This is a genomic window from Pseudomonas sp. Marseille-Q5299 (assembly GCF_943737035.1).
GTDB classification, from domain to species: domain Bacteria; phylum Pseudomonadota; class Gammaproteobacteria; order Pseudomonadales; family Pseudomonadaceae; genus Aquipseudomonas; species Aquipseudomonas putida_E.
Genome location: NZ_CALSFR010000001.1, coordinates 253298 through 278692 on the forward strand (window position 1 = coordinate 253298; position 25395 = coordinate 278692).

Below are 25395 nucleotides of genomic sequence, written 5' to 3' on the forward strand. Positions count from 1 at the left end.
CCACCGAAAACATCACGAAACACTAATCACAAAAAAAAACGCTATAAACGCATCGCAATCAATTCAAAGAATAAAAGCGAAAAGTACTACACCACCTCAAGAAAACGTGCCAGAACACCTCAACAAACGACAAGATCTACCCTTCCTACTTAGTCTCTGCAGGAAAAAACCTAAGCATTATTCTTACATTTAAAAACCCCAATAAACCGCCGCATCAGTTTCGCTCGCTCAGGGCAGGATTAACACAGATTGACATTTGCCAACCCTACAGCAACTCTTGACGCAGGCTTACTCTGCAGCCTGGCTGGCTTCAGTCACAGCACTTGAATTGCATCCCAGAGACGAAATGAAAACAATAAGAACCTACAACTATGAAATACTTAACTTTGAACCACCCCCAAACAACAACCCAAAGCACCGGACCTCCCCGCCTCGGCCATGCCAGAGGACAAACATCACTCTATTATTGTGCACTCAGCTCATTGGCTACACGATCATCAACGCCACCATTCAAAACAATGAAGAAAACCTCCCGAAACGTATCGAATACTGGGTGACCGCAGCCACCTCTTTGCGGGTAAATCGACTCCCACAGGCTCGCCGCTGTATGTGATACAACGCAAAACCTGTGGGAGCGGGGTAGCCCGCGAAGAGGCCGTTACAGACTAAGCTGTGGCTGTCACAACCCCTCCAGCTCCGCCATCAGATCACTCAACCGATCCACCTTGCCCTCATCCAGCGCGCTGCCCTGCAGCCCACGCACATACTCCGCCAGCTCCTCAACCGTACTGCACTCGAACATCGCCCGCAGCGGGACGTTCAGCTGCAACTGTTTCTGCACCCGCGAGGCAATCTGCGTTGCCAGAAGCGAATGCCCGCCCAGCTCGAAGAAGTTGTCGTGCACCCCTACCCGCTCGGCCTTCAGCACGTCGGCCCAGATAGCGGCGAGCACCTCTTCCAGCTCGTCGCGTGGCGCCAGGTAGGCCTGGCCATGCTGGCCGCCGATGTCGATAGCCGGCAAAGCCTTGCGGTCGAGCTTGCCGTTGGCGTTGTGCGGCAGGCTGTCGAACCAGCCCCAGTGCAGCGGCACCATGTATTCCGGCAAATCAGCACGCAGGCGCTGCTTGACCTGCTCCAGCAGCGCGGCATCGGCGGTAACGCCCTGATGAGCCACCAGGTATCCGACCAGGTGCTTGCCGTTGACACCGTCCTGTACACCCACGGCGGCGTCGCGGATTTCGACCTGCTCGTGCAGGCGGGCTTCGATTTCACCCAGTTCGATCCGGTAACCGCGGATCTTCACCTGGTGGTCGATGCGACCGACATATTCGAACACGCCATCCGGGCGCTGCCGTGCCAGGTCACCAGTGCGGTACAGGCGCTCGCCCGGCGCACCATGCGGGTGGGGGATGAAGGCCAGAGCGGTACGCACCGGGTCGCCGACATAGCCCCGGCCCACGCCGGTACCGGCTACGCACAGCTCGCCCACCGCGCCCAGCGGTACCAAGGCCTGGTCCTCGCCGTACAGATACAGGCGGTTGTTGTCGGTTGGCGTGCCGATCGGCAGGTAGCTGCCACGGGTCGAGGCCAGGTCGACGCGGAAGAACGCCACGTCATCGGAGCACTCCGCCGGGCCGTAGGCGTTGACCAGGCCGATGCCCGGGTAGCGCTGCAGCCATTGCGCGGCCAGCTCCGGCGGCATGGCTTCGCCGGTCGGCAGCATCCAGCGCAAGCCGCCCAGCGCCTGATGATCGTTGGCCAGCATGCCCTGGATCAGCGAGGGCACGCTCTCCAGCACCGTGATGCCGGTGGCCTGAACATGCGTCAGCAGGCCCTGCGGATCGTGGGCGATGGCGTTTGGCACGATCTCGACCCTGGCGCCGAACAATGGCGCGGCAAGGAACTGCCAGACCGAGATATCGAAGCTCTGCGAGGCGGTCTGGGCAATCACATCCTGCTCGCTCAGCGCCAGGTACGGCACCTTGCTCAGCTGGTTGTTGAGCATGCCGCGCTGCTCGACCATCACGCCTTTGGGCAGGCCAGTGGAGCCTGAGGTGTAGATCACGTAGGCAAGATTGTCCGGCCCACTGTGGATACCCGGGTTGTGGCTGGCGATGTTGCTCGATTGCACCTCCTCCCATATCAACAGCTGCGGCCGCGCCACGCCGGCCAGTTCGTCCAGCAACAGGCGCGCCTGCTCGGCACAGGCTGCGCTGCACACCAGCACCGGCGTGCGGCTGAGCTCGACGATACGCTGCAGGCGCGCCGACGGCAGACCAGGGTCCAAGGGCAGGTAACCGGCACCTGCCTTGAAGCTGCCGACGATCATGCCCAGCAGTGGCAGGCCCCGCTCGGCCAGCAGCGCGACCGGCTGATCGATGCCAGCACCCGCAGCGACCAGCGCATGGCCCAGGCGGTTGGCTGCCAGGTTCAACCCGGCATAGTCATAGCTCGCCTCCATGCAACGGGCCACCGTGCGCTCTGGGTGCGCGGCGACCTGTGCCTCGAACTGCGCGACGTAGCTCTGCTCCAGGGCATAGGCCCGTTCGGTGCGGTTGCACGCCTGAAGCAGGAAGCGTTCCTCTGCCTCACCCAGCAACGGCAGCTCGCTGACCTGCCCGTCGAAACCTTGCACCAACGCCAGCAACAGGCGCTTGAACTCGGCCAGCAAGCGCTCGACGGTTGAATGGTCGAAGTAGCGCTGGTCGAACGACAGGTGCAGGCCAAGGTCGTCGCCCGGGTAGCACACCGCCGTCAACGGGAAGTTGGTGTGAGTACGGCCTGAGTCCGAGCTGGCGTTGAGGTGCTGGGCGTGGTCGAGCACCGCGGTTTCCACCGGGGCGTTCTCGAACACGAACAAGCTGTTGAACAGCGGCTGGCCTTTGGGCAGTTCGCTGCACTCCTGGATCGTCACCAACGGCAGGTATTCGTACTCGCGCAGCTCCATGTTGCGCTCCAGCAGGCCTTGCAGCCACTGGCGCACGCTGCAGCGATGGCCCGGTTCGGGCAATTGCACACGCAGGGCGATGCTGTTGATGAACAGGCCGACGGTGCGCTGCATCTGCGGCATGCTCACCGGCCGCCCGGCAACGGTCACGCCAAAGGCCACGTCGCGCTCACCGCTGTAGCGGGCAAGCACCAGGGCCCAGGCCGCCTGGGCGAAGGTGTTGATGGTCAGTTGGTGAGCCTGGGCCAGTTCGCGCAGGCGCACGCCATCACTCACCTCCAGGCGGGTGTAGCAGTCACCGACCAGCATGCCGTCACCGGCATGGTCATGACGCAGCGGGCGGTCGCTTGGGATCGCCGTGGCGCGCTCGAAGCCAGCCAGGTTGGCCTGCCACCAGCGTCGTGCTTCGCCCAGGTCCTGGCGTTGCAGCCAGCCGATGTAGTCGCGATAGCGTGGCGGCATCGGCAGCTGGGCCTGGCGGCCTTCGCCGAGGGCCTGGTAGAGCTCGAAGAAGTCGTTCATCAACAACGAGCGGCACCAGGCATCGATGAGGATGTGGTGGTTGCTCATCATGAACCAGTAACGTTCATCGTCCACCCGCACCAGCCGCAGGTGGAACGGCGCCTGGCGCAGCAGCTCGAAGCCGGCCTCGCGCTCTTGCTTGTGCAGTGCTTGCAGGCGTTGTTCCTGGGCCGTGTCGTCGAGGCCGCGCCAGTCCTGGTAGTCGACAGGAGTGTTCCCCGGTTTGTGGATGATCTGCAGCATCGCTTCGCCGGCATTCCAGCTGAACGATGCCCGCAGTGCCTCGTGGCGGGCCACCACCGCCTGCCAGGCCTGGGCGAAGCGCTGCGGGTCGAGGGCGCTGTTGATGCGGTAACGGTCCTGCATGTAGTAGATGCCGGTACCCGGCTCCAGCAGGGTATGCAGCAGCAGGCCCTCCTGCATTGGGGTCAGCGGGTAGACGTCTTCGATTTCGGCAGCCGGAACCGGCAGCGCGTCGATCTGTTCCTGGGTCAGGTGCGCCAGTGGGAAGTCCGAGGGCGTGAAGCTGCCCGTACCCTGGGCCAGGCAGTGGCCGACCAGGGCCAGCAGTTCGTGGCGATAAGCCTCGGCCAGGCGCGCAATGGTCTGCTCGTCGAAACGTTCGCGGCTATAGGTCCAGCGCAGTTGCAAGGCACCGCCATAGACCTGGCCGTCGACGCTCAGCCAGTTCGGCAGTGGCGCGTCGAGGTCGTGGGCCAGGCCCGCAGGGGCATCCAGCGGCTGGAACAGCGCCGCGCTGTCGAACTGCTGGTCGAACTGGCCAAGGTAGTTGAAGGTGATGCGTGCTTGCGGCAGCGCGGCCATGCTTTCGCGCCCGGCGTCATCAGCCAGGTAACGCAGCACGCCGTAGCCCTGGCCTTTGTGCGGCACCTGGCGCAGCTGTTCCTTGATGCGTTTGATCGAGGTGGCGCGTGCGCTGTCGTCCTCACCCGCCTGAGGGTTCAGGCGCAGCGGGTAGGCGCTGGTGAACCAGCCCACGCTGCGGGTCAGGTCCATGTCTTCGAACAGCCCGTCACGGCCATGGCCTTCTAGCTGCACCAGCACCTCGTCGTCACCGGTCCAGCGGCACAGCGTGCGCGCCAGGGCAGTCAGCAGCAGGTCGTTGACCTGGGTGTGGTAAGCCGCGGGGGCCTGTTGCAACAACTGACGGGTCTGCTCCACATCCAGGGCGATGGCCAGGGTATCGGCATGCCGGTGCAGGTTGCCGCCCTGCGGGTGATCGCATGGCAGCTCATGGCGCACATCCCCCAGCTGGTCTTGCCACCAGCCGAGCTCATCGCGCAGCGAATCGCTGCCGGCGTAGCTTGCCAGGCGCGCAGCCCAGTCGGCCATGGCGTGGGTCTTGGCCGCCAGCGGCTGACCACGGTACAGCGCCTGCAGGTCTTCGAGCAGCACGCGCCAGGACACTCCATCGACCACCAGGTGATGGATCGCCAGCAACAGCCGCTGGGCGCCCTGCCCGTCGTTGACCAGCAAGGCCCGCAGCAATGGCCCCTGTTCCAGATCCAGGCTGCGTTGTACGTCGGTGTACAGCGCCTGACAGGCATTGAAGTCGGCCACCGTGGCAGTCCATAGCAGTTGCTCGCCAGGCGCTGCGGCGTATTCGCCCTGCCAGCGGCCATCTGCCTGGGTAAACCGCAGGCGCAGGCTGTCGTGGTGTGCCACCAGGGTGGCCAGGGCCCGCTCCAGCAGGGCGCTGTCCAGCGGCACGCGCGCCTGAAGCAAGACGGCCTGGTTCCAGTGTTGCGGTTGGGCCACCTCACTGTCGAAGAACCAGTGCTGAATCGGCGTCAGGCCGCTGCGGCCCTGGCGCTGGCCCTGCTCGATGCTGTTCGCCACCTCGCTGCGGCTGGCCACGGCGGCCAGTGTCTGGATGGTCTGGTGCTGGAACAGGTCGCGCGGGGTGAACTGCAGGCCCAGCTGACGGGCCCGGCTGACCACCTGGATGGACAGGATCGAATCACCGCCCAGTTCAAAGAAGTTGTCCTGCACGCCCACGCGGGAGACGTTGAGCACCTCGCGCCAGATCTGCGCCAGTTGCTCCTCAAGCGCGTTCGCAGGTGCCTGGTACTGTTCGCGGGCCTGTTCCAGGTCTGGCAGCGGCAAGGCACGGCGGTCCAGCTTGCCGTTGCCCATCAGCGGCAGGCTGCCCAGCAGTACCAGGTGCGTTGGCACCATGTAATCGGGCAGGTGCTGGCGGGTGTGCGCCTTGACCGCTTCGCGCAACCGGGCTTGGACCTCACTGTCAGCGCTGGCCTGCTTGCACACCAGGTAACCGACCAGCTGTTTGCCGCCGGGCAAGTCGTGAGCCAGCACCACAGCCTCTTCGATATCGGCATGCGCCTGCAGACAGCTCTCGATTTCGCCAAGCTCGATACGGAAGCCGCGGATCTTCACCTGCTGGTCGGCACGCCCGACATACTCCACCAGGCCATCGGCGCGCAGGCGCACCAGGTCACCGGTGCGGTACAGGCGCCCACCGTCATGGCTGAACGGGTCGGCGACAAAACGCTCGGCGCTCAAGCCAGGGCGGTCGTGATAGCCCTGGGCAAGCCCTACCCCGCCGATGTACAACTCGCCGATGCCACCTTGTGGCAGCAACGCCAGGTCGTCATCGAGGATATAGGCACTGCGGGCACCGATCACCCGGCCGATCGGCACGCTGCCGGCATCGGCGGGCAAGGTGTCAGGGGCAAGACAAGCCAGGGGCATGACCACCGTCTCGGTCGGGCCGTAGGCGTTGAAGAACTGCTGGGGGGCGAAGGCCTGACGGATACGCGTCAGGTGCTCGCCGGTCAGCGCCTCACCGCCGGTGATCACCAGGCGTACCGGCAGTTGCTCGCCCTGCCCGGCCAGGTACTGGGCCAGCTGGCTGCCGTAGCTTGGGGTGAAACCGAGGATACTGACCTGCTGCTCGCGTACCAGTTGGCAGATGTCTTCGGCGCCCCATTGCCCCTGGGCACGCAGCACCACGCGGGCGCCGCACAGCAGCGGCACCAGCAGGCGCTCGCTGGCCGCGTCGAAGTTGATCGAATAGAAGTGCAGTTCGCAGTCGTCGCTGCGCATGCCGAAGGCCTTGATCACCGCCTGGCAATGCATGGCGATTTCGCCGTGGCTGACCACCACACCCTTGGGTTTGCCGGTGGACCCCGAGGTGTAGATCAGGTAGGCCTGGTGCTGCGGCAGGTTGAGGTTGGCCAAGGGTGCATCGCTGTAGGCGGACAAACCTGCGGCGTCGTCCTCCAGGCTCCAGCGCGCTACGCCGTCGGGCAGTTCGCCAAGGGTTTCGAGCAGCGCGCGCTGGCTCAGCAGCAGGCCGATGCGGCTGTCCTCGATCATGTAACGCAGGCGGTCGAGCGGGTATTCCGGGTCGAGCGGCACATAAGCGCCGCCGGCCTTGAGGATCGCCAGCAAGCCGACGACCATCTCCAGCGAACGCTCCAGCGCCAGGCCCACGCGCACCTGCGGGCCGACCCCCCGCTCGCGCAGGGCTCGGGCCAGGCGGTTAGCCTGCTGGTCGAGCTCGGCATAGCTCAGGTGCCGGCCGGCGAAGGTCAGCGCGCCGGCTTGTGGCGTGCGCGCAGCCTGGGCGGCGAACAGGCCGTGAAGGGTCTGCTCAGGGGCGCGACCATGCTCACCCTGCAACTGGTCGAGCAATACCTGCTGTTCGGCCCCGGCCAGCATCGGCAGCTCGCACAGGCGCTGTTGCGGGTTGTCCAGCAGGCCGACCAGCAACTGTTGCCAATGCTCGGCCATGCGCGCGATCCGCGGTTCATCGAACAGGTCGCGGCTATAGGTCAGGCAGCAGCCAAGACGGCCATCGAGGTCGGTCACTTCCAGGTACAGGTCGAACTTGGTGGCGCTGGCATCGTTGACTAGGTAATCCACCTGCATGCCTGCCAGCTCACGGCTTTGCTGGAAGGCCCAGCGCTGCACGTTGCACATCACTTGGAACAGCGGGTTGTAGGCGCTGCTGCGCGGGGGCTGCAGGGCTTCTACCAGTTGCTCGAATGGCAGGTCCTGGTGCGACTGGCCTTCGATGGCGGCCCGGCGCACCTGGTCGAGCAATGCGGCTGCGGTCATCTGCCCGTCCACCTCGCAGCGCAGCACCTGGGTGTTGAGGAAGGCGCCGATCAGCCCTTCGCTTTCGGGGCGGATACGGTTGGCCACCGGCGCACCGATGCGCAGGTCGCGCTGGCCGCTGTAGCGGTGCAGCAAGGCGGCCAGGGTGGCGGTCATGGTCATGAACAAGGTCAGCCCGCGCTGGCTGTTGAAGGCATGCACGCGGGCAACCAGCGCCGGGTCCAGCTCGAAGCGGTACAGCTCGCCACGGTGGCTCTGCACGGTCGGGCGTGGCCGGTCAGCCGGCAGGGCCAGGACCGGGTGCTCATCGCCCAGGCGGGCTTTCCAGTAGGCCAGTTGGCGCGCCCCTTCGCCGCTTTCCAGCCACTGCCGCTGCCAGACGCTGTAGTCCAGGTACTGCACCGGCAACGGCGTCAGTGGCGACTCGCGCTCATCGACGAACGCTTCGTACAGCTCGCCCAGTTCGCGGGCGAAGATGTCCATGGCCCAGCCTTCGGTGACGATATGGTGCAGCGTGAGCACGAAATAGTGCTCGCGCTCCTCGGCCTTGACCAGGCAGGCACGCAGCAGCGGGCCACGCTCCAGGTCGAACGGCTGGTGCGCCTGAGCGTCGGCCAGTTGCTGCAGGCGCTGCTCGCGCAGGGCTGCTGGCAAGGTGCTGAAATCCTGCCAGTCCAGGTGTACGGCGCCTTCGCCGGCCACGCACTGGTACGGCACACCGTCAATGGCGGGGAACGTGGTGCGCAAGGTTTCATGGCGCACGATCAACGCCTGCAGTGCGCGCTCGAACGCATCCACATGCAGCGTGCCGCGCAGGCGCGCCATGCCGCCGACGTTGTAGGCCGGGCTGTCCGGCTCCATCTGCCAGAGGAACCACATGCGTTGTTGCGAATACGACAGCGGCACAGCCTGGCGGCGGTCGACGCGGGTGATCTCGCCCTGCAGGTTGCGTTCGCCGGCTTCGCGGATGCGGGCGATCTCGGCGCAGAAGGCGCCCAGCTCGCTGGCTTCGAACAGCACCTTCAAGGGCAGCTCGACATCGCAGGCCTGGCGGGTGCGCGAGACGATCTGGGTGGCCAGCAGCGAGTGCCCGCCAAGGGCGAAGAAATCGTCGTGCAAGCCGATGCGCGGCAGGTTCAGCACCTCGCACCAAATGGCCGCAACCTGCTGCTGCAACGCTGTCTGCGGCGCGACATGTTCGCGCTGCTGCCAGACCGGTGCCGGCAGCGCCTTGCGATCGACCTTGCCACTGGGCCCCAGCGGCATGTGTTCAAGCGCGATCAGTTGCGCTGGCACCATGTAGGCAGGCAGGCGTTCGGCCAGGCTGGCGAGCAATGCCTCGGCTTGCCCCGGGCCGCTGTAGTAGCCGACCAGCTGCGCGCCCACGCCGTCCTGATGGATCAGCACCAGCGCTTGCTCGACACCCGGCTGAGCAAGCAGGCAGGCTTGGACTTCTTCGGGCTCGACGCGAAAACCTCGCACTTTCACCTGTTGGTCCAGGCGGCCGAGGTATTCCAGAGCCTGGGCCTGTAACTGCCAGCGGGCACGGTCGCCACTGCGGTACAGGCGCTCGCCATTGCCATCGGCCTGCGGCACGAAGCGTTCGGCGGTCAGGCCAGGGCGGCCGAGGTAGCCGCGGGCAAGCCCCGCGCCTCCCAGGTACAGCTCGCCTGGCACGCCCGGTGCGGCCAGTTGCAGTTCGCCATCGAGCACACGGCAGATCACGTTGCCCAACGGCCGGCCAATGGGCGAGCGTTCGCCGTCTTCAGCCCGGCAGTGCCAATGGGTGACGTTGATGGCGGTTTCGGTCGGGCCATAGCGGTTGTGCAGTTGGACCTGCGGCAGCCGTTGCAGCACGCGGTCGCGCAGGCTCGCCGACAACGCCTCGCCACCGCAGAACAGCCGGCGCAAGCTGCTGCAGCCAGCGGCCAGCGGCTCTTGCACGAACACCTGCAGCAAAGGCGGCACGAAGTGCAGCGTGGTGACCCCGTGCTGCTGCACCAGCGCGGCGATGCGCTGCGGGTCACGGTGCTCGCCGGGGCCGGCCAGCACCAGCTTGCAACCGGTGATCAGCGGCCAGAAGCACTCCCAGACCGACACGTCGAAGCTGATCGGCGCCTTCTGCATCAGCACATCGCCAGCATCCAGCGCATAAGTGGCCTGCATCCACTGCAGGCGTTCGGCCAAAGCTGCATGGGTGTTGCCCACGCCTTTGGGCTGGCCGGTGGAACCGGAGGTGTAGATCACATAGGCCAGGTTGTCGCCGTGCAGGTGCAGGCCAGGCGCGTGGCTTGGCCAACTGTCCAGGTGCAGCTGATCGAGGGCAATGGCACTGACGCCATCGACTTGCGGCAGGTTGGCCAGCATGCCGCTGTTGCTCAGTAGCAGGCTGGCCTGGCAATCGCGCAGCATGTAGGCCAGGCGTTCGGCCGGGTAGTCGACATCAAGCGGCACATAGGCACCGCCCGCCTTGAGGATCGCCAGCAGACCGACCAGCAGTTGCGGCGAGCGCTCCACGGCGATGGCCACGCAGCAGTCGGGGCCGACGCCTTTGTCGCGCAGGTAATGGGCCAGGCGGTTGGCTTGTTGGTGCAGTTCGGCGTAATCCAGGCTGCCGCCTTCCCAAACCAGCGCCCTGCGCTCAGGGGTCTGGCGCGCCTGTTCATTGAGTTGCTCGACCACCAGGCGCTGCAGTGCCGGCGCCGGCGCCTGGCCCCAGGCCAGCAATTGTTGGCGGCCTTGCTCATCCAGCAAAGCGACGTCGCCCAGGGCCAGTTGCGGGTCCGCGCACACTTGCTCGAGCAGCGCCAGCAGGTGCTGTGCCAGGCGGGTGACGGTATCTTCGGCAAACAGCTCGGCGGCGTAGTCGAAGGCCAGGCTCAGACGGCCCAAGTGGTCTTCCTCGCTGTGCAGCTGCAGGTCGAACTTGGCTTCGCGGCTGTGCCACGGCAACTCTTCTGCCAGCAAACCCGGCAGGCGGCGCAGGGCCGAGAGGTCGCGCTGCTGGTGGTTGAACATGACCTGGAACAGGCCCTGCTCACGGGCGTCGGGCAACGCTTCGAGCAGTTGCTCGAACGGCAGGTCCTGGTGGGCCTGGGCATCGAGGGTCGCCTGCCTTACCTGAGCCAGCAGTTGCGCGAACGGCTGGCGGCCATCGAGCTGCGCTCGCAGCACCTGGGTGTTGATGAAGAAACCGACCATGCTCTGGGTTTCCTGGCGCGGGCGGTTGGCATTGGGTACACCGACACGGATGTCGTGCTGGCCGGTGTAGCGGTGCAGCAGGCCCTGCCAGGCTGCCAGCAGCACCATGAACAAGCTGGCCTGATGTTCGCGGGCCAGGCCCTTGAGGGCTTCGCTCAGCTTGGCCGGTACTTTGACGTTCAAGCGTGCCGCACGGTTTGCCTGCTGGCTGGAACGCGGCCGGTCCGGGTGCAGGTCGAGCACCGGTAGCGCATCGCCCAGCCGGGCTTTCCAGTATTCAAGCTGGCGCGTGCTTTCGCCTTCAGCCAGCCATTGGCGCTGCCAGTTGCCATAGTCGGCGTAACCCAATGGTAAAGGCGCCAGCGAAGCCTCAAGGCCCTGGCAACGGGCGGCATACAGTTTGGCGAATTCGTCGAGCAGGATGTTCAGCGACCAGCCATCGGCGACGATGTGGTGCAAGGTAACCCACAGCTGATGGTCTTCGTCACCCAGCCGCACCAGGGTCACGCGCAGCAACGGGCCCTGGCCCAGGTCGAACGGTCGCTGTGCTTCGGCTTCGCGGCGCTCGGCCACGTCGGTGGCTGGCAGCCCTTGCAGGTCCAGGTGCAGCAGGGTGAACGCCTGCCGGGGCAGGATGCGCTGCAGCGCCTGGCCGTGTTCTTCGCTGAACACGGTGCGCAACGATTCGTGGCGCGCCACCAGGGCCTGGAATGCGGCATCAAGCGCAGCTTCGTCCAGCTCGCCGCGCAGGTGCAGGCCGGCAGGTATGTTGTAGGCCGCCGACTGCGGCGCCAGCTGCCACAGCAGCCAAAGGCGGTTTTGCGCCAACGACTGCGGCAGGGCCTGCCCACGGTCAAGGCGGGCAATGGTCGCCGTTTCGCCACCCCCCTGGACGAGGATTGCCGCCACGGCAGCGCTGTACTGCGCCAGGGTCGGTGCTTCGAACAGGGTGCGCAGGCCCAGCGCGATACCCAGTTCATCGGCCAGACGCGCAGTCACCTGGGTGGCAGCGATGGAGTTGCCGCCCAGCAGCAGGAAGTGATCATCGGCGGCGACTGATTCGGCCTTGAGCACCTCGCACCAGAGGGCCGCGATACGTGCCTGCAGGCCGTCGCCGGCAGCGGCAGTTTCACCGGTTTCGACGGGCGTCGGGAAGCGTGCGTAGCAGTCCAGGCTGCCATCGTCCATGCGCAGGCGGCAGGCCGATCGCTGCAGCTTGCCGCTGGAGGTCTTGGGCAAGGCCCCCGGGTTGAGCAACAGGACCACGGCAGGCGCCTGCCGGCAGGCGTCGGCGACGACCTGGCGCAGCGTCTTGATCAGCGCCTCGGGGGTGGACGCCTTCTGCACGTTACGGCTGATTTCCACCGCAACACCGATCCCCTCTTCACCCTGGTCGTCCACGGCAAATACCGCTACACGGCCCTTGCGCAGCACATCGACTTCACGTTCCAGGGTTTTTTCCAGGTCCTGCGGGTAGAGGTTCTGGCCACGGACGATCAGCATGTCCTTCAGGCGCCCGGTGACGAACACTTCACCTTCACGCATGAAGCCCAGGTCACCGGTGCGCAGCCACGTCTGGCCGTCCATTTCGACAAAGGTCCGCGCGCTGGCCTCAGGGTTGCGCCAGTAGCCCGAAGCGATGCTGGGGCCAGCGGCCCAGATTTCGCCAACCCGATTGTCACTCAGCACGTCCAGGCACTGTGGCTCGACGATACGGACCGCATGCCCTGGCTGCGGGTAGCCGCAGCTCATCAGCACGCTGCCCTTGCCGGCTTCTGCACGGTTGGCGGCGAAAGCGTCGGCGTCGAGTTCCAGCGCGCCGATGCCTTGGCCACGGCGGCTGCCGCTGACGAACAAGGTGGCCTCGGCCAGGCCATAACTGGCAAAGAAGCTGCTGGGCGTGAAACCGCAGGGGGCGAACTTCTCGGCGAAGGTGTCCAGGCTGTCCTGGCGAATCGGCTCGGAGCCGGAATAGGCCACACGCCAGCGGCTCAGGTCGAGGCCGGCCAAGGCCGCCTCACTGACCCGTTCGCTGCACAGGCGGTAGGCAAAGTCCGGCCCGCCGCTGATGGTGCCGCCGTATTCGCTGATCGCCTGCAGCCAGCGCTGCGGCCGCGCGAGGAAATAGCCTGGCGACATCAGCACACACGGTACGCCACTGAAGATGGGCTGCAGCAGCCCGCCGATCAGGCCCATGTCGTGGTACAGCGGCAACCAGCTGACGATCACATCGTCGGGGTTGAGGTCGATGCCAAACCCATGGCGAATCAACTGCTCGTTGGCCACCAGGTTGCCGTGGCTGACCTGCACGCCCTTGGGCAGGGCGGTGGAGCCGGAGGTGTACTGGAGGAAGGCGATGTCGTCGCCGGCCAGCGCCGGTTCGCGCCAGTCACTGGCCAGGGCCGGGTCCAGGCCGTCCACTGTCAGCAGCTCGGGGGCGCTGTCTGCGCCGAGTGCTTGCAGGCCCTGCAGGCTGTCGTGCAGCGCTGCCACGGTCAGCAGCAGGCGGGGCTCGGCGTCGTCGATGATCGACAGCAGGCGCTCCTGGTGATGCTGGCGCGAAGACTCCGGCGGGTAGGCCGGTACGGCGATGACACCGGCATACAGGCAGCCGAAGAACGCCGCCACATAGTCCGGCCCGCTGGGGAACAGCAGCACGGCGCGATCACCGAACGCGGCGCGGGCCTGCAAGGCTGCGGCGATGGTGCGTGCACGCATGTCCAGGTCCCGGTAGCTGAGCACCGCCTGCTCGCCGGGCGCATCGGCCAAAAAGCGCAAGGCGATGCGCTCAGGGGTGTGCGCAGCACGTTGCGCCAGGGCCTGGACCAGCGAGAGCGGGAGTTCGAAGGCGTCCATCATGGGGTGTTCCTGCCAGTGTCTGGGTAAGTCGGGCCGGCTGCCGCGCGTGGTTCGGCGGGCAGCGTCCGGCGGCCGGATGTACACAGGGGAACGGATGGGCAACGCAAGAAATTACCGGGAAGTCGCAGCGACCACGCGCACGGAAAGTGACGCGCATCACGATCGCCTGCTTAGAACTGAAACTAATAGATACTCATTAACTTTCGTATTTGACAATCATTATCATTCTGAATAGTTTGTCGCACGTCGTAGGAAGCTTCCCCAAGTGGGGTGCTCCTATTCCCCTCTGTGACAAGGTGATTTCCATGGCGGAACAACTATCCACAAGTAAGTGCGATTCACCATTACTCCAGGCATTCGTCGACAACCGCAGCATCCTGGTCAAGATCGCAGCCCGCATCACCGGCTGCCGCTCACGGGCCGAAGACGTGGTGCAGGACGCTTTTTTCCGGCTCGGCGCCGCCCCCCAGATCACCTCGTCGTTCAAGGCCCAGCTCAGCTACTTGTTCCAGATCGTGCGCAACCTGGCCATCGACCATTACCGCAAGCAGGCGATGGAGCTCAGGTACTCAGGCAGCGAAGAGGAAGGCTTGAACGTGGTCATCCAGAACGCCTCGCCCGAGGCCACGCACATCAACCTGGCGGCCCTCGAGCACATTGCCGAGGCGCTCAACGAGCTGCCCCAGCGCACCCGTTACGCTTTCGAGATGTACCGCCTGCACGGCGTGCCGCAGAAAGACATCGCCAAGGAGCTGGGCGTGTCGCCCACGCTGGTCAACTTCATGATCCGTGATGCGCTGGTTCATTGCCGCAAGACCGCCAGCCGCCAGGCCTGAAGCAGCTGCAAGCTGCAAGATGAATCAGCGGCGACGCGCCCTTCTCTTGCAGCTTGAAGCTTGCAGCTCGAAGCGCCCCCTAAGCCAGCCTGCAGCGATCGAAAAACCGCTCCCGCCCCAGGATCATCAACGCTGCGCGCTTGTGCGGAAAATCGAACTCCTTGTCGCAATGGAAGCACTGGTCGTGCATGTAGCCGATCATCTTGCCATTGTCGGCACGGGGCTCGGCCACCACCCGCTGGGTGCGTGGGTCATCCAGAAACAGGTAGTGCACCAGCGCCGACAGCCAGCTGGCGACCTTGTGCGGACCGCGATGCGCCTGCTCACCCACCAGCATGTGGATGCCGCGGTCGTAGTCGTCAACTTGATAGAACGGCGCGATGCGGTCCTCCTTGGCCCAATAAGCCTCGAAGTAGGCAAATGGCTGATCGTCGAAGCAGCCGATCAAGGTCACGGTGTGCGGGTCGGCTTCCAGCTTGGCCAGGTATTCCCTGTGCTGCTCCAACGACCCGCCCTCCTGCCAGAATTGCTCCACACGCGGATCGTTCTGCCAGCGATTGAAGCGCTCCAGGTCCTGTTCGAGCTCCAGGGTGCGCAGCGACACCCAACTCCCCAGGCGCGCATCGAAGCGCCGATACACCTCGCCACGGGGCTTGGGTGCGCGGCGCGGGTGGCGTTTGCCATTGCTGATCTGCATCTGTTGCGGGTACGCGCCGCTGACCGGCTGGCCGAGCCAGGGCTGTGGCAATTGCCAGAACATGGAGCGCTCGCACAGGTATACGCCCGGCTGTTGCGTGGTGAGCAGCAGGCCGCTGGCAAGGGCCTCAGGTACAGACTGCGGCAGGTGCCAGGCAAGGCGCTGGCAGGCTGGGTCACGCGACAACAACCAATAACAGGCGGCCCACAGGGCCTGCTGTGGGCGTTCGGGGCACAGGCGTTCAACATGCACCGCCAGGGTAGCGGCTGGCGCCAGGCGCACCTGGATCAGCGGGCGGCCCTCCAGGGTCAGGCTCAACCAGCAATCGCCCTCTTCAGCGCTCAGGCTGCGCCAGCGAGGCTGTGACAAGGGTTGCGAAGCGGCATCGAACGGCATGGTCAGGGCTCACAGAAAATGAAAGAAAGGCTCACTTCTGAAAACGTCACTGCAATCGGGGAATTTAGTCATGGGGAGCGTGGACGGTGATCCGGTAAGGCTGGAAGATGCGGGCCAGCTCGCCGGTGTCACGCAGGTGGCGCAGCAGCGCGGCCAATTGCGCATCGCTGATAGGCGCGCCGGGGCGCAGCAAAGCATAGTGATGATAGACCTGGTCGATGCGCGTGGAGGCGATCAACCGGCTGTGACTGGCCGGGTTGCGCGCCAGGAAATCACTGAGGTAAGAGCGCGTCACCAGCGCGATGTCGGCTCGGCCAGCCTGGACCATCAGCAGGTTGCTGTCGTGCGAATAGGTCAGCGTGGCGTTGTAGGCCTTGCGCAGGTAGTTGGGGTCCGGATTGAAACGGGCGAATGCATAGTGGTAGCCGTTGAACAGCGCCAGGCGCTTGCCGGCGAGATCATCGAAATAATGCTGGTCCCGGCCATCGGCCTGTTTGGCCACGAACACCTCTGCATCTTCCAGGCCCATATCCACCGCCTGATGCGGTATCCGTTGCCAGCCCCACTGCGGGTTTTCGAAGATGGCCATATCGGTACGGCCTTGCTGGAAATCGCCAAAGCGCCGCTGAATCGATGTGGGCACCAGCACGAAGCGATAATCTTGCTGCAGGCGGTTCAACGCTTCGACCAGTTGCGGCAGCAGCCCGGTGTCGGCACCCTGCTCGGGGCGAACCGTATAAGGCGGAAAATGCGCAGCGCCGACCTTTACCTCGATGGCGTCGGCAGCCCAGACCGGTGCCGCCAGCCATACCGCGGCCAGCATCAACAGGGTGGTCAAAGCCTTCAGGCCGGGCGCTGGAGTCAAGACGGACACTCATCACGGTTCATACCTGGATGCGCCTAAGCTAGGCGTTTTCCTGGCAAGGCACAACTGCTGGTTATGCCAAAGTGAGGGCATTTTGCCAGGGGATGCCGTGACGCCCGACATTGGCTACGCTGCTTTGGCATGTATGGCGAGGGAGCCTGGTATGGGCCACTGGTTGGTGATCGACCTGGAAGCTACCACCGATGACGGTGGCTGGCCGGTGACGGAGATGGAAATCATTGAAATCGGCGCCAGCCTGGTGACCCGTGAAGGCCGCGAAGTGGACCACTTCCAGCGCTTCGTGCGGCCCAGGCGGCGGCCGCAACTGACGCCGTTCTGCCGCGAACTGACGCACATCAGCCAGGCCAATGTGGATAGCGCAGCGCCATTTCCCGAGGTATGGGCGCGTTTCGAACGCTGGTTGGGGCACCATCGCGGGCAATTGCAGGCTTGGGTCAGCTGGGGTGATTACGACCGCCAGCAGTTACTGCAGGAATGGCAGCAACATGAGCTCGACAGCCTGTTGCGCGACCTGCCGCATATCAACCTCAAGCAGCGCTTCGCCAAGGCTCGTCACCTGCAGCGTCCGACGGGCCTCAACGGTGCCCTGCAACTGGCCGGTATGCATTTTTGCGGGCAACAGCACCGGGCGCTGGAGGATGCCCGCAATACCGCGCGGCTATTGCCCTTGAGCCTGCCGGGCATTTGAGCTCTGGGCCGCCTGAAAGCAGATGACGGGGCGGATGGGCTTGGGCATACTGGCCAGCCCTTTTTCATCCCCTCTTTTTCAGGAGTCGCCCCATGTTCAAGGTCAACGAGTACTTCGATGGTACCGTCAAGTCGATCGCCTTCGAAGGCACTGAAGGCCCGGCCACCGTCGGCGTCATGGCACCGGGCGAATACGAGTTCGGCACCGCCAAGCGCGAAATCATGCACGTGGTTTCCGGTGCACTGACCGTCAAGCTGCCGGGCAGCGACAACTGGGAAACCTTCAACGCCGGCGACAAGTTCAATGTGGCCGCCGACAGCAAGTTCCAGCTGAAAGTGGCGGTGGACACTGCCTACCTGTGCGAGTACCGCGACTGATCTGTTGCTGCACACACGGTCGCTTGTAGGAGCGGCCTTGTGTCGCGAAAGGGCTGCGAAGCAGACCCAGCAATTGTTGTTGCGCTGCTGAATCCTGGGTCTGCTTCGCAGCCCTTTCCGACCGGTCCGGCGCCCCGGCAAGGCCGCTCCTACAGGTAGTCAGCCTCTGAGGAACCCCGCAACCTTCTCAGCCGCCGCCTGCAAATGCTGCTCATGGCTGAACCCCGAAGCCTTCAGCGGTTTCAGATCATGATCGCCTGCCACCAGCCAGCTCACCTCGATCGACGGTGACAGCGCATACCCCTGCACGGCTTCACGATTACCCAGCGCATCCCGCTCGCCCTGCACGATCAACGTCGGTGTCTGCAAGCCCGCCAAATGCTCGACCCGTGGTTTTTCCGGTTTGCCCACGGCATAGAACGGATAGCCCAGGCACACCAGCGCATCAGCACCCAACTCGTCGGCCAGCAGGCTGGCCATGCGCCCGCCCATGGACTTGCCACCAATCACCAGCTTGCCCGCGACCAAAGGTCGCACCTGCCGGTACACCTCGCGCCAGCATTCGAGCAGCACCTTCTGTGGATTGGGTGGCCGCTTGCCACCCCCAACCCTGCGCTCGGCCATGTAGGGGAACTCGAAGCGAACCACCCCTACGCCAAGCGCCGCCAGCCTTTGCGCCATTTCATCCATGAACCCGCTGTCCATCGGCGCGCCAGCGCCATGGGCCAGGATCAGGCACGCCGCAGCATGGCCATCTTGCTGATTCTGCGCCGGATTGCAGTGCAAGCCTGGGACATTTGCGATCTTCGCCCATTGATCCCCGTCAATACCGGCACATTGCCCATTAATCATGCTTGCCTCGCTGTAAAGCCTGCCAATAACCGTGGATGGGAACCCATACATGAACACAACCAGCAGTACCGCCTATAACTACAAGGTGGTCCGCCAATTCGCCATCATGACGGTGGTGTGGGGAATCGTCGGGATGGGGCTCGGCGTCTTCATCGCCGCCCAGCTCGCCTGGCCTTCCCTTAACTTCGACCTCCCCTGGACCAGCTTCGGCCGCCTGCGCCCACTGCATACCAATGCGGTGATCTTCGCGTTCGGCGGCTGCGCTCTGTTCGCCACCTCCTATTATTCGGTGCAACGCACCTGCCAGACCACCCTCTTCGCACCAGGGCTGGCCGCGTTCACTTTCTGGGGCTGGCAACTGGTCATCCTGCTGGCGGCCATTACCTTGCCGCTGGGTTACACCAGTTCCAAGGAATACGCCGAGCTGGAATGGCCGATCGACATCCTGATCACCATCGTCTGGGTCTGCTACGCCATCGTGTTCTTCGGCACTTTGATCAAGCGCACCACCAAGCATATCTATGTCGGCAACTGGTTCTTCGGTGCCTTCATCCTGACCGTGGCCATGCTGCACATCATCAACAACCTCGAACTGCCGGTCAGCCTGACCAAGTCGTACTCGGTCTACGCCGGGGCCACCGACGCCATGGTGCAGTGGTGGTACGGCCACAACGCCGTGGGCTTCTTCCTCACTGCAGGCTTCCTGGGGATGATGTACTACTACGTGCCCAAGCAGGCCGAACGCCCGGTGTATTCCTATCGCCTGTCGATCGTCCACTTCTGGGCGCTGATCACCCTGTACATCTGGGCCGGTCCCCACCACCTGCACTACACCGCGCTGCCCGACTGGGCGCAGTCGCTGGGCATGGTGATGTCGCTGATCCTGCTGGCCCCCAGCTGGGGCGGCATGATCAACGGCATGATGACCCTGTCCGGTGCCTGGCACAAACTGCGCAGCGACCCGATCCTGCGCTTCCTTGTGGTATCACTGGCGTTCTACGGCATGTCCACCTTCGAAGGCCCGATGATGGCCATCAAGACGGTCAACGCCCTGTCCCACTACACCGACTGGACCATCGGCCACGTGCATGCCGGCGCCCTCGGCTGGGTGGCGATGATCTCCATCGGCGCGCTGTACCACACCATTCCGCAAGTATTCGGCAAGGCACGCATGTACAGCATCGGCCTGATCAACGCGCACTTCTGGCTGGCGACCATCGGCACCGTGCTGTACATCGCCTCGATGTGGGTCAACGGCATCGCCCAGGGCCTGATGTGGCGCGCGGTGAACAGCGACGGCACGCTCACCTACTCGTTCGTGGAAACCCTGGTGGCCAGCCACCCGGGCTTCATCGTGCGTTTCGTCGGTGGCGCGATCTTCCTCAGTGGCATGTTCCTGATGGCCTGGAACACTTGGCGCACCGTACGTGCACCGGCCACCGAGGCCGCCCCTGCCAACGCCCAGCTGGCCTGAGGAGACCTGCCTGATGAAACATGAAGTCATCGAAAAAAACGTCGGCCTGCTGGCCCTGTTGATGGTGTTCGCCGTCAGCATCGGCGGCCTGACCCAGATCGTCCCGCTGTTCTTCCAGGACGTCACCAACAAGCCGGTCGAAGGCATGAAGCCTTACACCGCGCTGCAGCTTGAAGGCCGCGATATCTATATCCGCGAAGGTTGCGTGGGCTGCCACTCGCAGATGATCCGCCCGTTCCGCGCCGAGACCGAACGCTACGGCCACTACTCGGTGGCCGGTGAAAGTGTGTGGGACCACCCGTTCCTGTGGGGCTCCAAGCGTACCGGCCCGGACCTGGCCCGGGTCGGCGGGCGCTACTCCGACGACTGGCACCGCGCGCACCTGTACAACCCGCGCAACGTGGTACCGGAGTCGAAGATGCCGTCCTACCCATGGCTCGTCGCCCAGCAGGTCGACAACAGCCACACCGACACCAAGATGCGCACCCTGCGCACCCTGGGGGTGCCGTACACCGACGAGGACATTGCCGGTGCGCGTGATGCGGTCAAGGGCAAGACCGAGATGGACGCCCTGGTCGCCTACCTGCAGGTGCTCGGCACCGCGATCAAGAACAAGAGGTGAGTGCGATGGAAATGGATATCGGCATGATCCGCGGCGTGGGCACCCTGGTGGTGATGATTGCCTTCATCGGCCTTTCGCTGTGGGTGTTCAACCGCCGCCGCGACCATGATTTCGCCGAAGCGCGCCTGCTGCCCTTCGTCGACGACCGCCTGCCCCCTGCCGGGCAGGACACTGGCATGAGGAGTAATCCCCAATGACTACCTTCTGGAGTACGTACATCTGCGTACTGACCATCGGCAGCCTGATCGGCCTGACCTGGCTGCTGCTGTCGACCCGCAAGGGCCAGAGCAGCAACACCACCGACCAGACCATGGGGCACAGCTTCGACGGCATCGAGGAGTATGACAATCCGCTGCCCAAGTGGTGGTTCTGGCTGTTCGTCGGCACCCTGGTGTTCGCGGTGGGCTACCTGATCCTCTACCCGGGCCTGGGCAACTGGAAGGGCGTCCTGCCCGGCTACGAGAATGGTTGGACCGGCGCGAACGAATGGCAGAAGGAAATGGACAAGGCCGACGCCAGGTTCGGCCCGATCTTCGCCAAATACGCGGCCATGCCGGTCGAGGAAGTGGCCAAGGACCCGCAGGCATTGAAGATGGGCGGCCGCCTGTTCGCCTCCAACTGCTCGGTGTGCCACGGCTCGGACGCCAAAGGCGCCTATGGTTTCCCCAACCTGACCGACAACGACTGGCGCTGGGGCGGCGAGCCCGAAACCATCAAGGCGTCGATCATGAATGGCCGCCACGGCGTGATGCCCGCCTGGGCTGAGGTGATCGGCGAACAGGGCGTGGCGGATGTAGCCGCCTACGTGCTGAGCAACCTCGATGGCCGCAGCCTGCCGGAAGGCGCCAAGGCTGATGTGGCCAAGGGCAAGGAGATCTTCGCCGGCAACTGCGGGGCCTGCCACGGGCCCGAGGGCAATGGCACCCCAGCCATGGGCGCGCCTAACCTGAACCATCCGCAGGCGTTCATCTACGGTTCGAGCTTTGCCCAGCTGCAGCAGACCATTCGCTATGGCCGCCAGGGGCAAATGCCGGCCCAGGTGGATATCCAGGGCAACGACAAGGTGCATTTGCTGGCGGCTTATGTGTACAGCCTTTCGCAGGGTGATATGCCTGCAACCGTGACTGCCAAGTAACACCCCGGGGCCGCAAAGCGGCCCCAGCACCTCCCCGCCCCTAGCCCCGCCTTGCACCCCCTCCGAACAGAACTAAGCTTGTTGCCACAGTGGCCTTCGCTGTCAATCCAGCGAAGCAGACGCGGTGCATCGCCTGACGCCGCCTGGAAAAAAAGCTTGACCGATCGATCAGAAAAAGATGAAAAACGGTACACATTACAAATATTTATTTGTGTACAATCGCCCGAACCCTATTGCCGCGGGACACCGGCATAAGGGCCCGGACACGGGTCGGCGCAGGGCTCCTTGCGTTGCCATAACCCTGGCGGTTATCGATACTGGCGCCGATTTTTCAACCAACAAGAACACCAAAACCGTGGAACCTTAGAATGAGCACAGCAATCAGTCCGACTGCTTATAACTATAAGGTCGTCCGCCAGTTCGCCATCATGACGGTGGTCTGGGGGATCCTTGGCATGGGCCTGGGCGTTTTCATCGCCTCGCAGCTGGTGTGGCCGCAACTGAACCTGGACCTGCCCTGGACCAGCTTCGGCCGCCTGCGCCCCTTGCACACCAACCTGGTCATCTTCGCCTTCGGCGGCTGTGCGTTGTTCGGCACCAGCTACTACGTGGTGCAGCGAACCTGCCAGACCCGGCTGATTTCCGACAGCATGGCCGCCTTTACCTTCTGGGGTTGGCAGGCCGTGATCGTCGGTGCGCTGATCACCTTGCCGATGGGCTACACCACCACCAAGGAATACGCCGAGCTCGAGTGGCCACTGGCGATCCTGCTGGCCATCGTCTGGGTGACTTACGGGCTGGTGTTCTTCGGCACCATCGTCAAGCGCAAGACCAAGCACATCTACGTCGGCAACTGGTTCTACGGCGCCTTCATCGTGGTTACCGCGATGCTGCACATCGTCAACCACATCTCGCTGCCGGTGAGCCTGTTCAAGTCCTACTCGGCCTACTCCGGCGCCACCGACGCGATGATCCAGTGGTGGTACGGCCACAACGCCGTGGGCTTCTTCCTCACCACCGGCTTTCTGGGGATGATGTACTACTTCGTGCCCAAGCAGGCCCAGCGGCCGATCTACTCGTATCGCCTGTCGATCGTCCACTTCTGGGCGCTGATCACCCTGTACATCTGGGCAGGCCCGCACCACCTGCACTACACCGCGCTGCCCGACTGGGCGCAGTCGCTGGGCATGGTGATGTCGATCATCCTCCTGGCGCCGAGCTGGGGCGGCATGATCAACGGCATGATGACCCTCTCCGGTGCCTGGCACAAACTGCGCACCGACCCGATCCTGCGCTTCCTCGTGGTATCGCTGGCGTTCTACGGCATGTCCACCTTCGAAGGCCCGATGATGGCCATCAAGACCGTGAACTCGCTGTCGCACTACACCGACTGGACCATCGGCCACGTACACGCCGGCGCGCTCGGCTGGGTGGCGATGATCTCGATCGGCGCCGTGTACCACATGATCCCGCGCCTGTATGGCCGCGATCAGATGCACAGCGTGGGCCTGATCAACGCGCACTTCTGGCTGGCGACCATCGGCACCGTGCTGTACATCGCCTCGATGTGGGTCAACGGCATCACCCAAGGCCTGATGTGGCGCGCCATCAACGATGACGGCACGCTGACCTACTCCTTCGTCGAAGCCCTGCAGGCCAGCCACCCGGGCTACATCGTCCGCGCACTGGGCGGTGCGTTCTTCGCCTCCGGCATGCTGCTGATGGCTTACAACGTGTTGCGCACCGTACGCGCCGCCAACCCGGCAGAAGCGGATGAAGCCGCCAAGATCGTCGTTGTGGGAGCCCACTGATGAAGCATGAAGCTGTCGAGAAGAACATCGGCCTGCTGGCCTTCTTCATGGTCATCGCCGTGAGCGTCGGTGGCCTCACCCAGATCGTCCCGCTGTTCTTCCAGGACGTCACCAACAAACCCGTCGAAGGCATGAAGCCGCGCACCGCGCTGGAAGTCGAAGGCCGTGACATCTACATCCGCGAAGGTTGCGTGGGCTGCCACTCGCAGATGATCCGGCCGTTCCGCGCCGAAACCGAGCGCTACGGCCACTACTCGGTGGCCGGTGAAAGCGTGTGGGACCACCCGTTCCTGTGGGGCTCCAAACGTACCGGCCCGGACCTGGCCCGCGTCGGTGGCCGCTACTCCGATGACTGGCACCGCGCACACCTGTACAACCCGCGCAACGTAGTGCCGGAGTCGAAGATGCCATCCTACCCGTGGCTGGTGGAGAACACGCTCGACGGCAAAGACACCGCGAAGAAGCTGGAAGTGCTGCGTACCCTGGGCACGCCGTACACCGATGCCGACATCGCCGGTGCCCGCGACGCGGTCAAGGGCAAGACCGAAATGGACGCACTGGTCGCGTACCTGCAAGGTCTTGGCACCATCATCAAAAGCAAACGGTGACGCTGATGGATATCGGGATGATTCGCGGCCTGGGCACCGTCGTGGTGATGGTGGCCTTCGTGGGCCTGGCGCTGTGGGTGTTCAACCCACGGCGCAAACAGGAGTTCGACGAGGCAACCCAACTGCCGTTCGCCGATGACCCCGAGGCCAAAACGCACGTCGAGCAAGCGCAAGCAAAAGCTTCTGGGAGCAAACAACAATGACAACCTTCTGGAGTCTGTACGTCACCGTCCTGACCCTGGGCACCATCTTCGCGTTGACCTGGCTACTGCTGTCGACCCGCAAGGGCCAGCGCGAAGAGGTCACCGACGAAACCGTCGGGCATGCCTTCGATGGCATCGAGGAATACGACAACCCCCTGCCCAAATGGTGGTTCTGGCTGTTCGTCGGCACCATCATTTTCGCCCTCGGCTACCTGGTGCTGTACCCGGGCCTGGGCAACTGGAAAGGCGTGCTGCCTGGGTATTCGTACCTGGATAACGACAAGCAGACCGAGTTCACCAACGGTCAGCCCGGCTGGACCGGCGTGCACGAGTGGGAAAAAGAAATGGCCAAGGCCGATGCCCGCTTCGGGCCAATCTTCGCCAAGTATGCGGCCATGCCTATCGAAGAAGTGGCCAGGCAGCCGCAAGCGCTGAAGATGGGCGCGCGGCTGTTTGCGTCCAACTGCTCGGTGTGCCACGGCTCCGACGCCAAGGGCGCCTACGGCTTCCCCAACCTCACCGACAACGACTGGCGCTGGGGCGGCGAGCCGGAAACCATCAAGGCCAGCATCATGGGCGGCCGCCATGGCGTGATGCCGGCGTGGGCGGAGGTGATCGGCGAGCAAGGCGTGGCCGACGTGTCAGCCTTCGTGATCAGCAAGCTCGATGGTCGCAGCCTGCCTGAAGGCGCCAAGGCCGATGTCGAGAACGGGCAGAAGATCTTCGCCGCCAACTGCGTGGCGTGCCATGGCCCTGAAGGCAAAGGCACACCCGCCATGGGCGCGCCGAACCTGACCCACCCGCAGGCGTTCATCTACGGTTCGAGCTTCGCTCAGTTGCAACAGACCATCCGTTATGGTCGCCAGGGGCAGATGCCGGCGCAGGAGCAACTGCAGGGCAATGACAAAGTTCACCTGCTGGCGGCTTATGTGTACAGCCTGTCGCATCAGGAGCAGGAGCCTGAAAAGGCCGAGTGATGCCTGCACTGGCCTATCGCCGGCAAGCCGGCCCCCGCACCGCGTGGGAGCCGGCTTGCCGGCGATAGGGCCGGTAGATTCAGCGCTAGATGACCTGGATCAATTGACACCCGCCTTAACACGATCAACACCCCGAACCCAACGCGACTAAAGGTCGCAGAGCGACCCCGGCGTGCCATCAGCGGCGTATCATGGGGCGC

Annotated in this window: 15 protein-coding genes; 11 read left to right on the forward strand and 4 right to left on the reverse strand. The window is 64.2% G+C overall.

The genetic code is table 11. The features are described 5' to 3' along the window. Positions 1–679 precede the first annotated feature (679 nt). Positions 680–13633: a non-ribosomal peptide synthetase gene (locus NGJ21_RS01045; RefSeq protein WP_251961699.1), complete on the reverse strand. Its 12954-nt coding sequence runs from the start codon at positions 13631–13633 to the stop codon at positions 680–682. Positions 13634–13938: 305 nt separating this feature from the next. Here NGJ21_RS01045 and NGJ21_RS01050 point away from each other — a divergent pair, with 305 nt between their 5' ends. Further along, a complete protein-coding gene (locus tag NGJ21_RS01050; RefSeq protein WP_119687510.1) occupies positions 13939–14469 on the forward strand; it encodes an RNA polymerase factor sigma-70 in 531 nt (176 codons plus the stop codon). 79 nt (positions 14470–14548) lie between these two features. Here NGJ21_RS01050 and NGJ21_RS01055 read toward each other — a convergent pair whose 3' ends face one another. Continuing rightward, complete coding sequence (locus NGJ21_RS01055; RefSeq protein ID WP_115274251.1) at positions 14549–15562, reverse strand: GNAT family N-acetyltransferase; 1014 nt, start codon at positions 15560–15562, stop codon at positions 14549–14551. 64 nt (positions 15563–15626) lie between these two features. Continuing rightward, positions 15627–16427, reverse strand: coding sequence for a substrate-binding periplasmic protein (locus NGJ21_RS01060; RefSeq protein WP_251961700.1), 801 nt, complete (start codon positions 16425–16427; stop codon positions 15627–15629). Between the two features lie 163 nt (positions 16428–16590). On the opposite strand from NGJ21_RS01060, the gene NGJ21_RS01065 reads away from it, so the two are divergent. Both NGJ21_RS01065 and ppnP read left to right on the forward strand, forming a co-directional pair. Further along, complete coding sequence (locus tag NGJ21_RS01065; RefSeq protein ID WP_119687513.1) at positions 16591–17136, forward strand: 3'-5' exonuclease; 546 nt, start codon at positions 16591–16593, stop codon at positions 17134–17136. Positions 17137–17228: 92 nt separating this feature from the next. Then, on the forward strand, positions 17229–17513 hold the full coding sequence (gene ppnP, locus NGJ21_RS01070; RefSeq protein WP_012315400.1) for a pyrimidine/purine nucleoside phosphorylase: 285 nt from the start codon (positions 17229–17231) through the stop codon (positions 17511–17513). 159 nt (positions 17514–17672) lie between these two features. Here the strand turns inward: ppnP and NGJ21_RS01075 are convergent, their stop codons facing one another. Beyond that, positions 17673–18365, reverse strand: coding sequence for an alpha/beta family hydrolase (locus NGJ21_RS01075; RefSeq protein ID WP_251961701.1), 693 nt, complete (start codon positions 18363–18365; stop codon positions 17673–17675). Positions 18366–18414: 49 nt separating this feature from the next. On the opposite strand from NGJ21_RS01075, the gene ccoN (NGJ21_RS01080) reads away from it, so the two are divergent. The 8 genes from ccoN (NGJ21_RS01080) to ccoP (NGJ21_RS01115) all read left to right on the forward strand — a co-directional run bounded on the left by ccoN (NGJ21_RS01080) (position 18415) and on the right by ccoP (NGJ21_RS01115) (position 25195). Then, complete coding sequence (gene ccoN, locus NGJ21_RS01080) at positions 18415–19839, forward strand: cytochrome-c oxidase, cbb3-type subunit I (RefSeq protein ID WP_012315402.1); 1425 nt, start codon at positions 18415–18417, stop codon at positions 19837–19839. A 13-nt stretch (positions 19840–19852) separates the two neighbouring features. Next, positions 19853–20461 (forward strand): cytochrome-c oxidase, cbb3-type subunit II, encoded by a 609-nt coding sequence (gene ccoO / locus NGJ21_RS01085; RefSeq protein WP_023381403.1) that lies wholly within the window; start codon positions 19853–19855, stop codon positions 20459–20461. A 5-nt stretch (positions 20462–20466) separates the two neighbouring features. Beyond that, positions 20467–20658 carry a cbb3-type cytochrome oxidase subunit 3 gene (locus NGJ21_RS01090; RefSeq protein ID WP_012315404.1) on the forward strand — a complete coding sequence of 64 codons (192 nt, stop codon included), beginning with the start codon at positions 20467–20469 and terminating at the stop codon, positions 20656–20658. Further along, positions 20655–21596, forward strand: a complete 942-nt coding sequence (gene ccoP / locus NGJ21_RS01095) for a cytochrome-c oxidase, cbb3-type subunit III (protein WP_251961702.1) — start codon at positions 20655–20657, stop codon at positions 21594–21596. The genes NGJ21_RS01090 and ccoP (NGJ21_RS01095) overlap by 4 nt, the downstream gene beginning before the upstream one ends. A gap of 368 nt (positions 21597–21964) precedes the next feature. After that, positions 21965–23407: a cytochrome-c oxidase, cbb3-type subunit I gene (ccoN, locus tag NGJ21_RS01100; protein ID WP_251961703.1), complete on the forward strand. Its 1443-nt coding sequence runs from the start codon at positions 21965–21967 to the stop codon at positions 23405–23407. Further along, a complete protein-coding gene (gene ccoO / locus NGJ21_RS01105; protein ID WP_046785292.1) occupies positions 23407–24015 on the forward strand; it encodes a cytochrome-c oxidase, cbb3-type subunit II in 609 nt (202 codons plus the stop codon). Before ccoN (NGJ21_RS01100) ends, ccoO (NGJ21_RS01105) begins: the two co-directional genes overlap by 1 nt. A gap of 5 nt (positions 24016–24020) precedes the next feature. Continuing rightward, positions 24021–24218, forward strand: a complete 198-nt coding sequence (locus tag NGJ21_RS01110; protein ID WP_012315408.1) for a CcoQ/FixQ family Cbb3-type cytochrome c oxidase assembly chaperone — start codon at positions 24021–24023, stop codon at positions 24216–24218. Next, positions 24215–25195, forward strand: coding sequence for a cytochrome-c oxidase, cbb3-type subunit III (ccoP, locus tag NGJ21_RS01115; protein WP_046785293.1), 981 nt, complete (start codon positions 24215–24217; stop codon positions 25193–25195). The genes NGJ21_RS01110 and ccoP (NGJ21_RS01115) overlap by 4 nt, the downstream gene beginning before the upstream one ends. Positions 25196–25395: the final 200 nt, after the last annotated feature.

What these genes read in the sequence shown, in the direction of transcription:
- NGJ21_RS01045 (WP_251961699.1), bottom strand. Translation starts at nt 13,633, where the DNA reads ATGATGGACGCCTTCGAACTCCCGCTCTCGCTGGTCCAGGCCCTGGCG.
- NGJ21_RS01050 (WP_119687510.1), top strand. Translation starts at nt 13,939, where the DNA reads ATGGCGGAACAACTATCCACAAGTAAGTGCGATTCACCATTACTCCAG.
- NGJ21_RS01055 (WP_115274251.1), bottom strand. Translation starts at nt 15,562, where the DNA reads ATGCCGTTCGATGCCGCTTCGCAACCCTTGTCACAGCCTCGCTGGCGC.
- NGJ21_RS01065 (WP_119687513.1), top strand. Translation starts at nt 16,591, where the DNA reads ATGGGCCACTGGTTGGTGATCGACCTGGAAGCTACCACCGATGACGGT.
- ppnP (WP_012315400.1), top strand. Translation starts at nt 17,229, where the DNA reads ATGTTCAAGGTCAACGAGTACTTCGATGGTACCGTCAAGTCGATCGCC.
- NGJ21_RS01075 (WP_251961701.1), bottom strand. Translation starts at nt 18,365, where the DNA reads ATGATTAATGGGCAATGTGCCGGTATTGACGGGGATCAATGGGCGAAG.
- ccoN (WP_012315402.1), top strand. Translation starts at nt 18,415, where the DNA reads ATGAACACAACCAGCAGTACCGCCTATAACTACAAGGTGGTCCGCCAA.
- ccoO (WP_023381403.1), top strand. Translation starts at nt 19,853, where the DNA reads ATGAAACATGAAGTCATCGAAAAAAACGTCGGCCTGCTGGCCCTGTTG.
- NGJ21_RS01090 (WP_012315404.1), top strand. Translation starts at nt 20,467, where the DNA reads ATGGAAATGGATATCGGCATGATCCGCGGCGTGGGCACCCTGGTGGTG.
- ccoP (WP_251961702.1), top strand. Translation starts at nt 20,655, where the DNA reads ATGACTACCTTCTGGAGTACGTACATCTGCGTACTGACCATCGGCAGC.
- ccoN (WP_251961703.1), top strand. Translation starts at nt 21,965, where the DNA reads ATGAGCACAGCAATCAGTCCGACTGCTTATAACTATAAGGTCGTCCGC.
- ccoO (WP_046785292.1), top strand. Translation starts at nt 23,407, where the DNA reads ATGAAGCATGAAGCTGTCGAGAAGAACATCGGCCTGCTGGCCTTCTTC.
- NGJ21_RS01110 (WP_012315408.1), top strand. Translation starts at nt 24,021, where the DNA reads ATGGATATCGGGATGATTCGCGGCCTGGGCACCGTCGTGGTGATGGTG.
- ccoP (WP_046785293.1), top strand. Translation starts at nt 24,215, where the DNA reads ATGACAACCTTCTGGAGTCTGTACGTCACCGTCCTGACCCTGGGCACC.